Genomic DNA, 14,688 nt, shown 5'->3' with positions numbered 1-14,688 from the left:
GCAGGTGTCGGTGACGTTGCAATCCTGCGCAATGGATTAGAAGAGTGAGAGGCGGTCTATTCATGTCCACCCAAGCAAAGCAACAGAGCATCAGCGGTTTCCAGCCCTACGTTGAATCCAAGGGCGAGGAATACATGGGCAAGCCCATGCGCGAGCACTTCTCCAAAATCCTGAAGCAGTGGAAGCAGGACTTGATGCAGGAAGTCGACCGCACGGTTGACCATATGAAGGACGAAGCAGCCAACTTCCCGGACCCGGCAGACCGTGCCAGCCAGGAAGAGGAATTCGCCCTTGAACTGCGCGCTCGTGATCGCGAACGCAAGTTGATCAAGAAGATCGACAAGACCCTGCAATTGATCGAAGACGAAGAGTATGGCTGGTGCGAATCCTGCGGCGTCGAGATCGGTATTCGCCGCCTCGAAGCCCGCCCGACTGCGGACCTGTGCGTAGACTGCAAGACCTTGGCTGAAATCAAGGAAAAACAGGTCGGCAAGTAACCCTGCCGAACTGAACGAATGGGGCGTGCAAACGCCCCATTTTTGTTTCTGGCGTTTACCGGTTTTGCAGTAGTATCCGCCCATGACAGCCTCTACCTATATCGGGCGTTTCGCCCCCACGCCCAGCGGCCATTTGCACTTCGGCTCCCTGGTTGCTGCCCTCGCCTCCTACCTCGACGCACGCGCCCAACATGGCCGCTGGTTGATGCGCATGGAAGACCTTGACCCTCCCCGTGAAGAGCCCGGCGCCCAGGCGGCGATCCTGCATGCCCTGCAAAGCTACGGCTTTGAATGGGATGGCGAGCTGGTTCGGCAGAGCGAGCGGCATGACGCCTACGCCAAAGTGCTGAATGACCTGTTCAACCATGGCCTGGCCTATGCCTGCACATGCTCGCGCAAGCAACTGGAACCCTACAACGGGATTTACCCAGGCTTGTGCCGCAATGCCGGCCACGACCAGCAGGATGCTGCCATCCGTCTGCGTGTGCCTGAACTGGAATACCACTTTACCGACCGCGTGCAGGGCGAGTTCCGACAGCATCTGGGCCGCGACGCCGGCGACTTCATCATCCGGCGCCGCGACGGCCTCTACGCCTATCAGTTGGCCGTGGTCCTCGACGATGCCTGGCAAGGGGTTACCGATATCGTGCGCGGCGCCGACCTGCTGGACTCCACGCCGCGCCAGCTTTACTTGCAAGAGCTGCTCGGCCTGCGCCAGCCACGTTACCTGCATGTACCACTGATTGTGCAGCCGGACGGCAACAAACTGGGAAAATCCTACCGCTCTCCACCGTTGACCGCCGACCAGGCCACGCCCTTGCTGCTTCGCGCACTGCGCGCCCTCGGCCAGCCAGCCGGTAACGAACTGCTTTACGCAAGCCCACGGGAACTGCTGGATTGGGGCATTACGCACTGGGACGCGACGCAGATCCCGCGCACACTCACGCTGGCCGAAGCGCAATTGAGTTGAAGGCGCTTGCAGGTTGCCCGCCATCCGTTACCATCGCCGCAGATTTTTAATCAGAGGCCAATATGTACATCTATCGATTGGTCCTGTTGCTGGTCGTCGGGATCTACCTGTTCTCCCCCGCCATCATGGATTGGTGGATCGACGCCACGGGCGCCTGGTATCGCCCTTATCTGCTATGGCTGATCCTGATCGTCGTGACCTTCATCCTGCAGAGCCAAAAAGATGCCGATGAGCTTTAGCCTCACCCAGATGCTGCTGATCAGCGCCGCCTACCTGGCTGCGTTGTTCGGCGTGGCCTGGATCAGTGAGCGCGGAATGATTCCGCGGGCGATCATTCGCCATCCGCTGACCTACACCTTGTCCCTGGGCGTGTACGCCAGCGCCTGGGCGTTCTACGGTACGGTGGGCCTGGCCTATCAGTACGGCTACGGCTTTCTGTCCAGTTACCTGGGGGTGTCCGGTGCATTCCTGCTGGCGCCGGTGTTGCTGTACCCGATCCTGAAAATCACTCGTACCTACCAGTTATCATCCCTGGCGGACCTGTTTGCCTTCCGCTTTCGCAGTACCTGGGCCGGTGCGCTGACCACGATTTTCATGCTGATCGGCGTACTACCGTTGCTGGCCCTGCAGATTCAAGCAGTGGCAGACTCCATCAGCATCCTGACCCGCGAACCCGTGCAACACCGTGTTGCCCTGGCTTTCTGTGCACTGATCAGCCTGTTCACAATTTTCTTCGGCTCGCGCCATATTGCTACCCGCGAGAAACACGAAGGTTTGGTGTTCGCAATTGCCTTTGAGTCGGTCATCAAGCTGATCGCCATCGGCGGCGTCGGCCTGTATGCGCTCTACGGCGTGTTCGACGGCCCGCAACAGCTGGAGCTGTGGCTGCTGCAAAACCAGACTGCCCTCGCCGCGCTGCACACACCCTTGCAGGAAGGCCCATGGCGCACGCTGCTGTTGGTGTTCTTCGCCTCGGCGATCGTAATGCCGCACATGTACCACATGACCTTCACCGAAAACCTCAACCCACGCTCACTGGTGAGTGCGAGCTGGGGTTTGCCGCTGTTCCTGTTACTGATGAGCCTGGCGGTGCCGTTGATCCTGTGGGCCGGCCTGAAACTGGGGGCCACCACCAACCCTGAGTATTTCACCCTGGGCATCGGCATTGCCGCCAACAGCCCGGCGTTGGCACTGCTGGCGTATGTCGGCGGTTTGTCGGCGGCCAGTGGATTGATCATTGTCACCACGCTGGCGCTATCGGGCATGGCACTCAACCACTTGGTGCTGCCGCTGTACCAGCCGCCGGCTGAGGGCAATATCTACCGCTGGTTGAAATGGACCCGCCGCGCGCTGATCGTTGCGATCATTACCGCCGGCTACGGGTTCTACCTGCTGCTCGGCGCCGGGCAAGACCTGGCCAACCTTGGCATTGTCGCGTTTGTCGCCACCTTGCAGTTCCTGCCGGGGGTGTTGTCGGTGCTGTACTGGCCGACCGCCAACCGCCGTGGTTTTATCGCAGGGCTGCTGGCGGGGATCCTGGTGTGGATCGTCACCATGTTGCTACCACTGGTCGGCAACTTGCAGGGCTTCTACATCCCGTTGCTGAACATGATTTACGTGCTCGACGACACCAGTTGGCACATGGCGGCCATTGCCTCGCTGGCCGCCAACGTACTGATGTTTACCCTGATCTCATTGTTCACCAACGCCAGTGCCGAAGAAACCAGCGCCGCCGAAGCCTGCGCAGTGGACAACGTGCGTCGCCCGCAACGCCGCGAACTGCACGCAGCCTCGCCCCAGGAGTTTGCCACGCAACTGGCCAAGCCTCTGGGCGCCAAGGCGGCGCAAAAGGAGGTCGAGCAAGCGCTGCGTGACCTCTACCTGCCGTTCGACGAGCGTCGCCCCTATGCCCTGCGCCGTCTGCGTGACCGTATCGAGGCCAACCTCTCCGGCCTGATGGGCCCCAGCGTGTCCCAGGACATGGTCGAAACCTTCCTGCCCTACAAGGCGGGCGGCGAAAACTACGTGACCGAAGACATCCATTTCATCGAAAGCCGGCTGGAGGATTACCACTCACGCCTCACCGGCCTGGCCGCGGAACTCGATGCCTTGCGCCGTTACCACCGCCAGACCTTGCAGGAACTGCCGATGGGTGTCTGTTCCCTGGCCAAGGACCAGGAAATCCTGATGTGGAACAAGGCCATGGAAGAACTCACCGGCATCGCCGCGCAGCGGGTAGTGGGCTCGCGCCTCAATACCCTGGCCGATCCGTGGAAAGAACTGCTTCAGGGGTTTATCAACCTGCCCGACGAGCACTTGCACAAGCAGCACCTGGCCCTCGACGGCCAGACCCGCTGGCTCAACCTGCACAAAGCCGCCATTGATGAGCCCCTGGCCCCCGGTAACAGCGGCCTGGTTTTGCTGGTGGAAGACCTCACCGACACGCAGATGCTCGAAGACAAGCTTGTGCATTCCGAGCGCCTGGCCAGTATTGGTCGTCTCGCAGCCGGCGTGGCCCACGAAATCGGCAACCCGATCACCGGTATCGCCTGCCTGGCGCAGAACCTGCGCGAAGAGCGCGAGGAAGACGGTGAAATCACTGAAATCAGCGGGCAGATCCTTGAACAGACCAAGCGCGTTTCGCGCATCGTGCAGTCGCTGATGAGCTTCGCCCACTCCGGCGCGCATCAAAACCAGGACGAAGCGGTGTGTCTGGCCGAGGTCGCGCAGGACGCCATTGGGCTTCTGGCCTTGAATCGGCGCAATTTCGAAGTACAGTTCTTTAATCTGTGTGATCCGGAACATTGGGTCGATGGCGACTCGCAACGCCTGGCCCAAGTGCTGATCAACTTGCTGTCCAACGCACGCGATGCGTCGCCGGCCGGCAGCGCTGTACGCGTCAAGAGCGAGGCTTTCGAGCACACGGTCGACCTGATCGTGGAGGACGAAGGCAGCGGCATCCCACAGAACATCATGGACCGATTGTTCGAACCCTTCTTCACCACCAAGGACCCCGGTGAAGGTACCGGTCTGGGCCTTGCACTGGTCTATTCCATCGTTGAAGAGCATTATGGACAAATCACCATCGACAGCCCGGCTGACACCGAAAGCCAACGCGGCACCCGTATCCGGGTGACCTTGCCGCGTCATGTCGAAGCGACGTCCGCTGTGAACTGAGACCGTCGAGAGAATTGAATCAATGCCGCACATTTTGATCGTCGAAGACGAAACCATTATCCGCTCTGCCTTGCGTCGCCTGCTTGAACGAAATCAGTACCAGGTCAGCGAAGCCGGCTCGGTGCAGGAAGCCCAGGAGCGGTTCAGCATCCCCACGTTCGACCTGATTGTCAGCGACCTGCGCCTGCCTGGAGCTCCGGGCACCGAGCTGATCAAGCTGGGCCAAGGCACCCCGGTGCTGATCATGACCAGCTACGCCAGCCTGCGCTCGGCGGTCGACTCGATGAAGATGGGCGCGGTGGACTATATCGCCAAGCCTTTCGATCACGATGAGATGCTCCAAGCCGTGGCCCGCATCCTGCGTGACCGTCAGTCGGCCAGCAGCGCGCCTGCCGAACAGCGTCCAGTCGGCAAAGCGACCAACGGCGCCGACAAGCCCGGTGTGGACAACAGCAATGGCGAGATCGGCATCATCGGCTCCTGCCCGCCGATGCAGGATCTGTACAGCAAGATCCGCAAAGTGGCGCCGACCGATTCCAATGTTTTGATCCAGGGCGAGTCGGGCACTGGCAAGGAGCTGGTTGCCCGCGCCCTGCACAACCTGTCCAAGCGCGCCAAGGCACCGATGATCTCGGTGAACTGCGCGGCAATCCCTGAATCGCTGATCGAGTCCGAACTGTTCGGTCACGAGAAAGGCGCGTTCACCGGCGCCAGCGCCGGGCGTGCTGGCCTGGTTGAAGCGGCGGACGGCGGAACCTTGTTCCTCGATGAAATCGGCGAACTGCCACTGGAAGCCCAGGCGCGCTTGTTGCGGGTGTTGCAGGAAGGCGAGATTCGCCGAGTCGGTTCGGTGCAATCGCAAAAGGTTGATGTGCGGCTTATTGCAGCGACGCACCGTGACCTCAAGAGCCTGGCCAAGATCGGCCAGTTCCGTGAAGACTTGTATTACCGCCTGCACGTGATCGCCCTCAAATTGCCGGCCCTGCGCGAGCGCGGCGCCGACGTCAACGAGATCGCCAGTGCGTTCCTGTTACGCCAGAGCGCACGCATCAACCGTACCGACCTGAAGTTTGCCGCGGACGCCGAGCAGGCAATCCGGCATTACTCGTGGCCGGGTAACGTGCGGGAATTGGAGAACGCCGTGGAGCGCGCGGTGATCCTGTCGGAAAGCCCGGAGATTTCCGCCGAGCTTTTGGGCATCGATATCGAGCTCAGTGACCTGGAAGACGATGACTTCATCGGCCTGGCCCCACAACAGGGCGGCGGTAGCAATACCAGTCATGAGCCGACGGAGGATTTGTCACTGGAAGACTACTTCCAGCATTTCGTCCTGGAACATCAGGACCATATGACCGAGACCGAATTGGCCCGCAAACTGGGTGTGAGTCGCAAGTGCCTGTGGGAGCGGCGCCAGCGCCTGGGCATTCCGCGGCGCAAGACCGGGGTTGCCAGCGAGAGCTGAGGGTGCGCCCCCATGGGTAACACCTGTTGATGTGAAAAAACTGTTACCGCTGACTTTTCACGTAACAAAAGCCGGGGCTTACGGTAACGAAGCCCCGGCTTTTTTTTGCCCTCGAAAACTGCAAAACCACCTCAACCCCCTGATTTTGCTGGCCGGTACAAAAGTTGGCACGCACCCTGCTATATGCTTAGTACAAAAACAATAACAAGCTATGTACAAGACAATAAAAATAAGACGAATCGACTCACGCATAACAAAAACAACACGGCGGAGGCGCAGCTAACTGATTCTTTTGGAGAGGCGTTGCATTTGGGGCTTGCCCCGCAACCAGGCCGAGAACAACAAAAACTGCCCTAAGGCAGAGCCTGAACTGGTTGGATCGTAGATCAGCAACACAGCGACCAAAGCAATCCGTTTGCTCTTGACTCTCGATTGGGAGTGTCATGAAGGTGAAGCTTCATGGCGAGGGCGATCAACAAAAACAAGAAGCCCGAAATCAATAATAAAAATAGAGCACGCAACTACTTCTGGGGGAGCTTCGGCTCCCCTTGTAGTTTCCGGGATTTGACTCCAAAACGCTTAAGGCGCAATGCCTGTAGCTTGTTCCTACACCATCCCCTGACTAAATGCTAGAATCCCCGCCCATCATGCGGTCATTCTTCGTTATGGCCGAACATTCCTTCAAACAGTGCATCCCATGCTGAAGAAGTTGTTCCAGTCATTCCGTTCTCCCTTGCGTCGTACGCAACACAAACGCAGCACGCCTGAAGTGCTCAACAGCAGCCAGCATTCGTTGCAGCGCGCTCAATTCAGCCGTTATGCAGTGAACATCGTCGAACGTTTGCAGAACGCCGGCTACCAGGCTTACCTGGTGGGTGGTTGCGTACGCGACATGCTGCTCAATATCACGCCCAAGGATTTCGACGTCGCCACCAGCGCCACGCCTGAACAAGTACGCGCCGAGTTTCGTAACGCACGAATCATCGGCCGGCGCTTCAAGCTGGTGCATATCCATTTTGGTCGCGAAATCATCGAGGTTGCGACCTTCCGCGCCGGCCACCCGCAAAACGATGAAGAGGAAGACACCAATCAGTCTTCCCGCAACGAGAGCGGGCGCATCCTGCGTGATAACGTCTACGGCACCCTGGAAGAGGACGCGCAACGTCGCGACTTCACCATCAATGCCCTTTATTACGATCCGGTCAGCGAGCGCATCCTCGATTACGCCAATGGCGTACACGACATTCGCAATAACCTGATCCGCCTGATCGGTGACCCGACCCAGCGCTATCAGGAAGATCCGGTGCGTATGCTGCGCGCCGTGCGGTTCGCGGCCAAACTCAACTTCGGTATCGAGAAGCACACTGCCGCGCCGATTCGCGAGCTGGCGCCCATGCTGCGGGAAATCCCCTCGGCACGCCTGTTTGAAGAGGTGCTCAAGTTGTTCCTCTCGGGGTATGCCGCCGACACCTTCGAAATGCTCGTCGACCTGCAGTTGTTCGACCCGCTGTTCCCGGCCAGTGCCGAGGCGCTGGAATACAACCCCACGTACACCCACACGCTGATCAGCGAAGCGTTGGTCAACACCGACCTGCGCATCAAGCAGAACAAACCGGTAACCCCGGCATTCCTGTTTGCCGCCCTGCTGTGGCCAGCGCTGCCCAAGCGCGTACTGCGCCTGCAGGACCGTGGCATGCCGCCGATCCCGGCCATGCAGGAAGCCGCTCACGAACTGATCGCCGAGCAGTGCCAACGCATCGCCATCCCGAAACGCTTCACCATGCCGATCCGCGAAATCTGGGACATGCAGGAACGTTTGCCGCGTCGCAGCGGTAAGCGTGCTGACCTGCTGCTGGACAACCCACGCTTCCGTGCCGGCTACGACTTCCTGCTGCTGCGCGAAAGCGCCGGTGAGCAGACCGATGGCCTGGGCGAATGGTGGACTGACTATCAGGACGCCAATGACAGCCAGCGTCGCGAAATGATTCGTGAGCTTGGCAGCAAAGGCGATGGTGCCGGTGAAGGGCCGAAAAAGCGTCGCCGCAGCGGCAGCAAGCGTAAACGCAGCAGTGCCGATGCCTCGGGCGCCGCGGGCGAATAAACGTGGAACGTATCTACATCGGCATGGGCAGCAACCTGGCTGCCCCGCAACAGCAATTGCGCAGCGCGATCGAGGCGCTGGCGCAACTGCCTGGCACCCACCTCGCTGGTGTGTCCGCCTTCTATCAAAGTGACTCCCTGCTCCCGGGCCAACCGCGCTACACCAACGCGGTTGCGGCACTGGACAGCAGCCTGGCGCCGCTGGACCTGCTCGACGCACTGCAAGCCATCGAGAATGACCAGGGCCGCGAACGTCTTGAGCGCTGGGGCCCACGCACACTGGATCTGGATATCTTGCTGTTCGGTGATCGCCTGATCGACGAACCGCGCCTCAAGGTGCCGCACTACCAGATGCATCTGCGCGCCTTTGTGCTGTATCCGCTGGCTGAATTGGCGTCAACCGACCTGCAACTGCCTGACGGCCAACGCTTGAGCACCCTGCTCACAGCCTGCCCATTCGTCGGCCTGGAACGCTTACCGCAAGAATGACTCGGTCAATGTGGGAGCTGGCTTGCCTGCGATACAAGCGACTCGGTGTATCAGCCACACCGCGTGGATGCCATCGCAGGCAAGCCAGCTCCCACATTTGATCTGCGCTGCCGTAAACCGCGCACAAGTTGCGCAATCGCGTCAGTAACAGCGGTAACACCGCCATCGTAACAATGCGGTAACACATCCAATTGACTTCCCGTGTCCTCCTCACGACTATAGGCGTCCCGCTGCCGCCAACCCGGCGCTACAGGGCGCAATCCAGGCCTTATAAGCACTGCTTTCAAGACAGTGCGCCTGTATAAACGAAGACTCACGCGCGTTACTCGCTGTTTCCAAGCGCCTGAACGAGGACCCTTTTCATGCCAGACATTACCCTGACCACCTTGCAGAGCCTCAAGCTCAAGGGTGAAAAAATCACCATGCTGACCTGCTATGACGCCACCTTCGCCAACGCCTGTTGCCAGGCCGGGGTTGAAGTGTTGTTAGTGGGCGACTCCCTGGGCATGGTTCTTCAAGGGAATGACAGCACCCTGCCCGTGACCACGGATGAACTGGCCTACCACACCGCCAGCGTCAAGCGTGGCAACGACGGCGCCTTGATCATCGCCGACCTGCCGTTCATGGGGTACGCCACGCTTGAGCAAACCTTCCAGAACGCCGGCAAGCTGATGCAGGCCGGCGCCCACATGGTCAAAGTCGAAGGCGCCGTGTGGCTGGCCGAGTCGATCCGGCTGCTGGCTGAACGCGGTGTACCGGTATGTGCACACATGGGCCTGACCCCGCAGTCGGTGAACATCCTCGGCGGCTACAAGGTACAGGGTCGCAATGAAGCCCAGGCGCGCCAGATGCGCGCCGATGCCATCGCCCTGGAACAAGCCGGTGCCGCGATGATTGTGCTGGAGTGCGTCCCCAGCGAACTGGCCGCAGAAATCACCCAGGCCGTCAAAGTGCCGGTAATCGGCATTGGCGCCGGCTCCGCCACCGATGGTCAGGTGCTGGTCCTGCACGACATGCTCGGCCTGTCGATTAGCGGTCACGTACCCAAGTTCGTGAAGAACTTCATGGCCGGCCAGGACAGCATTCACGCAGCCCTGAGCGCTTACGTCAGCGCAGTCAAGAATGTGACTTTCCCAGGCGCTGAACACGGATTCTCGGCATGAACACCGTTAAAACCGTCCGCGAACTGCGGGCTGCCGTGACCCACGCCCGCAGCGCCGGCAAACGCATCGGCTTTGTGCCTACCATGGGCAACCTGCATAGCGGCCATGCCACCCTGGTGACCAAGGCCGCGCAGCAGGCAGATTTCGTGGTGGCGAGCATTTTCGTCAACCCACTGCAATTCGGTGCCGGCGAAGATCTGGATAAATACCCGCGCACATTGGCCGCCGACCAGGAAAAACTCCTGCAGGCGGGCTGCAACCTGCTGTTCGCCCCCACTGTCGAGGAAATGTACCCCGATGGCATGAACGGCCAGACCCGCGTCAGCGTGCCACAACTGTCCGAAGGCTTGTGCGGCGCCAGCCGCCCAGGGCATTTCGAAGGCGTGGCCACGGTGGTCAGCAAGTTGTTCAACATGGTCCAGCCCGACATGGCCGTATTTGGCCAGAAGGACTACCAGCAGTTGGCGGTCATTCGCGCCATGGTCCGCGATCTGAACATGCCGATCCAGATCATCGGCGAACCCACCGTGCGTGCAGCGGACGGCCTCGCGCTGTCATCACGCAACGGTTACCTCACCGAGGAGCAACGTGCGGTCGCGCCGGTGCTGTACCGCGCCCTCAGCCAGATCGCCACGGCCATCCAAGACGGTGATCATGATTTCGCCAAGCTTCGCGCCGAGCAAATCCGGCAGATTGAAGCCGCAGGGCTACGCATGGACTACCTGGAAGTGCGCCAGGGCGTACATCTGCGCCCGGCCACGGCTGAAGATCGGGATGTGGTGATCCTGGTCGCCGCTTATCTGGGCGCCACACGCCTGATCGATAACCTGCACCTGAACCTCGCCTGACCCCACTTTACCCTCCACCTGTTGCCCCGACGGCTGTGCCGGTATAAAAAAGTACCGGCCACAGCGCAGACAAAGCCAAGACATATCCACACGCTAGGTTTAATGTAATCGCCCTGCGCTATGGTTAGCGCTGTCTGGAACCCAGTCGTTAAGACAAGAATGGATGTTCCGGGCTTTTAAGTGTCCTAAAGGCAGTCCCTGTAATAAAAGGAAACCCGCAGCGATGGCGTACTACCGCACCCCTCATGACGTTACCGCTCTGCCCGCCTGGCAAGCGCTTGTTCAACATCGCCAAGCCATGCAGGATTTCAGCATGCGCGAAGCGTTCAATGCCGACCCACAGCGCTTTTCCCAATTTACCTTGAGCAGCTGCGGACTTTTCCTCGATTACTCGAAAAACCTGATCACCAGCGAAACCCGCGACCTGCTGGTGGACCTGGCCAAGGAAGTGAACCTTAAAGGCGCGATTGATGCGCTGTACGCCGGCGAGCCCGTCAACTCTTCCGAAGGCCGCCCGGCGCTGCATACCGCCCTGCGCCGCCCGGTGGGTGACAAGCTGTCGGTCAACGGCGTGAACATCATGCCGGACGTGCACAAGGTGCTGAACCAGATTACTGACCTGGTCGGCCGCATCCACGACGGCCTGTGGCGTGGCTACACCGAAAAGCCGATCACCGACGTGGTGAACATCGGCATCGGTGGTTCGTTCCTCGGTCCGGAACTGGTCTCCGAAGCGCTGTTGTCCTACGCCCACAAAGGCGTGCGTTGCCACTACCTGGCGAATATCGACGGCAGCGAGTTCCACGAGCTGACCATGAAGCTGCGCGCCGAGACCACGCTGTTCATTGTGTCGTCCAAATCCTTCAACACCCTTGAAACCCTGAAGAACGCCCAGGCCGCCCGCGCCTGGTACCTGGCCCAGGGTGGTTCGGAAGCTGAGCTGTATCGCCACTTCATCGCCGTTTCGAGCAACAACGCGGCGGCCGTAGCCTTTGGTATTCGTGAAGAGAACATCTTCCCGATGTGGGATTGGGTAGGTGGGCGTTACTCGCTGTGGTCGGCGATTGGCTTGCCAATCGCCCTGGCCATCGGCATGTCCAACTTCAAGGAACTGCTGTCGGGTGCCTACACCATGGACCAGCACTTCCTGAACGCGCCGTTCGAAGCCAACATGCCTGTGCTGCTGGGTTTGCTGGGCGTGTGGTACGGCAACTTCTGGGGCGCGCAGAGCCATGCGATCCTGCCGTACGACCATTACCTGCGTAACATCACCAAGCATTTGCAACAGCTGGACATGGAATCCAACGGCAAGAGCGTCCGCCAGGACGGCACGCCAGTGTCCACCGATACAGGCCCGGTGATCTGGGGCGGCGTAGGCTGCAACGGGCAGCACGCTTACCACCAGCTGCTGCACCAAGGGACGCAACTGATCCCGGCCGACTTCATCGTGCCGATCGTCAGCTTCAACCCGGTCTCCGATCACCACCAGTGGTTATACGCCAACTGCCTGTCCCAGAGCCAGGCACTGATGCTCGGCAAGACCCGCGGCGAAGCCGAAGCCGAGCTGCGTGAAAAGGGCCTGCCGGAAGCGGAAGTGCAGAAGCTGGCACCGCACAAGGTGATCCCGGGCAACCGTCCGAGCAACACCCTCGTGGTCGAACGCATCAGCCCTCGTCGCCTCGGCGCGCTGGTGGCGATGTATGAGCACAAGGTGTTCGTGCAGAGCGTGGTCTGGGGCATCAACGCTTTTGACCAATGGGGCGTTGAACTGGGCAAGGAACTGGGCAAAGGCGTTTACAACCGCCTGACGGGCGCCGAAGAAACCTCAGCCGAGGACGCTTCGACCCAGGGCCTGATCAACTACTTCCGCGGTCGTCACCGCGGCTGATGCTGATCACTCAAGGCCAACGTCTGTTTGGACGTTGGCCTTGAACCCTCCCACCACAGGGTGCATCTTTATCACTTGTCGCAAAAACAAGAATAAGGATCGCTCATGTTCGATATCAGCACGTTTCCCACCGCCGATGCCGTCCGCCGGGCTGCGCAACTCAGTCAAGAAGACTATCAGCGCCTCTATCGCCAATCCATCAAGCAGCCAGAGACCTTCTGGGCCGAACAGGCCAAGGGCTTTCTGGACTGGATAACACCGTGGCACACCGTCCAGCAGTCAGACATCAATACCGGTGCCGCCCAATGGTTTGCCGGCGGCCAACTGAACGTCAGCTACAACTGCATTGACCGTCACCTGGCGCAACGCGCCGATCAGCCGGCCTTCATCTGGGAGGGCGACGATCCGTCAAAATCCTCCACGATCACTTACCGCCAACTGCATCAAAACGTCAGCCGCCTGGCCAATGTGCTGAAAAACCGTGGCGTGAAAAAAGGCGACCGCGTGTGCATCTACATGCCGATGATCCCGGAAGCGGCCTACGCCATGCTGGCCTGCACGCGAATTGGCGCGGTGCACTCGGTGGTGTTTGGCGGGTTTTCGCCTGACGCCCTGCGTGACCGTATTCTCGATGCCGACTGCCGCACCGTGATAACCGCCGACGAAGGTGTGCGCGGGGGCAAGCCCGTGGCGCTGAAACAGAATGTCGATAAAGCCCTGGCCAGTTGCCCGAACGTCAGCACGGTGCTGGTGGTCGAGCGCACCGGAGCCAGCGTGAACTGGAACGAGGGCCGCGACCTCAAGTACCAAGCAGCCCTGGACGCCGCCAGCGACAACTGCCCACCCGAGCCGATGGACGCCGAGGATCCGCTGTTCATCCTCTACACCTCCGGCAGCACCGGCAAACCCAAGGGCGTGCTGCACACCACTGGCGGCTACCTGCTGCAAGCGGCGATGACCTTCAAGTACGTACTCGACTACCAAGAGGGCGAAGTGTTCTGGTGCACCGCCGATGTGGGCTGGGTCACCGGGCATAGCTACATCGTCTACGGTCCGCTGGCCAATGGCGCCACTTCGCTGATGTTCGAGGGCGTACCGAGTTATCCGGACAGCTCGCGCTTCTGGCAGGTGATCGATAAACATCAGGTGAATATTTTCTACACCGCGCCCACCGCTTTGCGCGCCCTGATGCGTGAAGGCCACGGCCCATTGGAGAGCACCTCCCGCGCCAGCCTGCGCCTGCTGGGCAGTGTCGGTGAGCCGATCAACCCGGAGGCCTGGGACTGGTACTTCAATGCGGTGGGCGAGCAGCGCTGCCCCATCGTCGATACCTGGTGGCAAACCGAAACCGGCGGCATCATGCTCAGCCCGCTGGTCAGCGCCCAGCGCATCAAGCCGGGCTGCGCGACACAGCCGATGTTCGGCGTACAACCGGTGCTGCTCGATGAGCAGGGCAAGGAAATCAGCGGCGCCGGCAGCGGCGTCCTCGCTATCAAATCAAGCTGGCCGGGGCAGATTCGCAGCGTCTACGGCGACCCGCAGCGTATGATCGACACTTACTTCAAGCCCTATCCCGGCTACTACTTCACCGGCGACGGCGCGCGCCGCGATGAAGACGGCGACTACTGGATCACCGGCCGCATCGATGATGTGATCAACGTGTCCGGCCATCGCATCGGCACCGCCGAGGTCGAAAGCGCCCTGGTGCTGCATGACCAGGTCGCTGAAGCCGCTGTGGTCGGCTATCCCCATGACGTCAAGGGCCAGGGCATCTATGCCTTTGTAACGCCAATGAACGGCGTCGAACCCAGCGATGCGCTGAAAAAACACCTGCTGGACCTGGTCAGCAAGGAAATTGGCAGCTTTGCCAAACCGGAACTGATCCAGTGGGCGCCTGCCTTGCCGAAAACCCGCTCCGGAAAGATCATGCGGCGCATCTTGCGCAAGATCGCCTGCAACGAACTGGACAGCCTGGGCGATACCTCAACCCTGGCTGACCCAAGCGTCGTAGACGGGTTGATCGACAAACGCCTGAACCGATAGCGCTCAGGATAATCCCCGGCCTGTGCAGGCCGGGGTTAACTGTTAAACTCC

11 protein-coding genes are annotated in these 14,688 nt (G+C 60.2%); all 11 read left to right on the top strand.

Annotation, left to right across the window (positions count from 1 at the left end):
* Nucleotides 1–62: 62 nt before the first annotated feature.
* The 11 genes from dksA to acs all read left to right on the top strand — a co-directional run bounded on the left by dksA (nt 63) and on the right by acs (nt 14,637).
* Nucleotides 63–497 carry an RNA polymerase-binding protein DksA gene (dksA, locus tag JH25_RS08350; protein ID WP_005791430.1) on the top strand — a complete coding sequence of 145 codons (435 nt, stop codon included), beginning with the start codon at nt 63–65 and terminating at the stop codon, nt 495–497.
* An 82-nt stretch (nt 498–579) separates the two neighbouring features.
* The gene (gene gluQRS, locus JH25_RS08355; RefSeq protein ID WP_032879458.1) at nt 580–1,467 is read left to right on the top strand and encodes a tRNA glutamyl-Q(34) synthetase GluQRS; all 888 of its coding nucleotides are present in this window, start codon (nt 580–582) and stop codon (nt 1,465–1,467) included.
* 62 nt (nt 1,468–1,529) lie between these two features.
* Nucleotides 1,530–1,706 carry a hypothetical protein gene (locus JH25_RS28715; RefSeq protein ID WP_003176118.1) on the top strand — a complete coding sequence of 59 codons (177 nt, stop codon included), beginning with the start codon at nt 1,530–1,532 and terminating at the stop codon, nt 1,704–1,706.
* Nucleotides 1,690–4,644 (top strand): sensor histidine kinase, encoded by a 2,955-nt coding sequence (locus JH25_RS08365; RefSeq protein ID WP_005791453.1) that lies wholly within the window; start codon nt 1,690–1,692, stop codon nt 4,642–4,644. Before JH25_RS28715 ends, JH25_RS08365 begins: the two co-directional genes overlap by 17 nt.
* Before the next feature lie 22 nt (nt 4,645–4,666).
* A complete protein-coding gene (locus tag JH25_RS08370) occupies nt 4,667–6,106 on the top strand; it encodes a sigma-54-dependent transcriptional regulator (protein ID WP_032879456.1) in 1,440 nt (479 codons plus the stop codon).
* A gap of 697 nt (nt 6,107–6,803) precedes the next feature.
* The gene (locus JH25_RS08375) at nt 6,804–8,207 is read left to right on the top strand and encodes a polynucleotide adenylyltransferase PcnB (RefSeq protein WP_032879455.1); all 1,404 of its coding nucleotides are present in this window, start codon (nt 6,804–6,806) and stop codon (nt 8,205–8,207) included.
* 2 nt (nt 8,208–8,209) lie between these two features.
* On the top strand, nt 8,210–8,695 hold the full coding sequence (gene folK, locus JH25_RS08380; protein ID WP_032879453.1) for a 2-amino-4-hydroxy-6-hydroxymethyldihydropteridine diphosphokinase: 486 nt from the start codon (nt 8,210–8,212) through the stop codon (nt 8,693–8,695).
* Between the two features lie 362 nt (nt 8,696–9,057).
* Entirely contained in the window at nt 9,058–9,858 is an 801-nt protein-coding gene (gene panB / locus JH25_RS08385; protein ID WP_032879452.1) for a 3-methyl-2-oxobutanoate hydroxymethyltransferase, read from the top strand.
* Nucleotides 9,855–10,706 (top strand): pantoate--beta-alanine ligase, encoded by an 852-nt coding sequence (panC, locus tag JH25_RS08390; protein WP_032879451.1) that lies wholly within the window; start codon nt 9,855–9,857, stop codon nt 10,704–10,706. The genes panB and panC overlap by 4 nt, the downstream gene beginning before the upstream one ends.
* Nucleotides 10,707–10,929: 223 nt before the next feature.
* Entirely contained in the window at nt 10,930–12,594 is a 1,665-nt protein-coding gene (gene pgi / locus JH25_RS08395) for a glucose-6-phosphate isomerase (protein WP_032879450.1), read from the top strand.
* Nucleotides 12,595–12,699: 105 nt separating this feature from the next.
* Nucleotides 12,700–14,637, top strand: a complete 1,938-nt coding sequence (gene acs / locus JH25_RS08400) for an acetate--CoA ligase (RefSeq protein ID WP_032879448.1) — start codon at nt 12,700–12,702, stop codon at nt 14,635–14,637.
* Nucleotides 14,638–14,688 lie beyond the last annotated feature (51 nt).

It is taken from the genome of Pseudomonas sp. BRG-100, assembly GCF_000737955.1.
Lineage (GTDB): Bacteria > Pseudomonadota > Gammaproteobacteria > Pseudomonadales > Pseudomonadaceae > Aquipseudomonas > Aquipseudomonas synxantha_A.
This window is presented reverse-complemented; position numbering and strand designations above follow the sequence as displayed.

Coding starts and splice junctions, on each gene's coding strand:
- JH25_RS28715 (WP_003176118.1), top strand. CDS start 1,530: ATGTACATCTATCGATTGGTCCTGTTGCTGGTCGTCGGGATCTACCTG.
- gluQRS (WP_032879458.1), top strand. CDS start 580: ATGACAGCCTCTACCTATATCGGGCGTTTCGCCCCCACGCCCAGCGGC.
- dksA (WP_005791430.1), top strand. CDS start 63: ATGTCCACCCAAGCAAAGCAACAGAGCATCAGCGGTTTCCAGCCCTAC.
- JH25_RS08375 (WP_032879455.1), top strand. CDS start 6,804: ATGCTGAAGAAGTTGTTCCAGTCATTCCGTTCTCCCTTGCGTCGTACG.
- JH25_RS08365 (WP_005791453.1), top strand. CDS start 1,690: ATGCCGATGAGCTTTAGCCTCACCCAGATGCTGCTGATCAGCGCCGCC.
- pgi (WP_032879450.1), top strand. CDS start 10,930: ATGGCGTACTACCGCACCCCTCATGACGTTACCGCTCTGCCCGCCTGG.
- panC (WP_032879451.1), top strand. CDS start 9,855: ATGAACACCGTTAAAACCGTCCGCGAACTGCGGGCTGCCGTGACCCAC.
- JH25_RS08370 (WP_032879456.1), top strand. CDS start 4,667: ATGCCGCACATTTTGATCGTCGAAGACGAAACCATTATCCGCTCTGCC.
- panB (WP_032879452.1), top strand. CDS start 9,058: ATGCCAGACATTACCCTGACCACCTTGCAGAGCCTCAAGCTCAAGGGT.
- acs (WP_032879448.1), top strand. CDS start 12,700: ATGTTCGATATCAGCACGTTTCCCACCGCCGATGCCGTCCGCCGGGCT.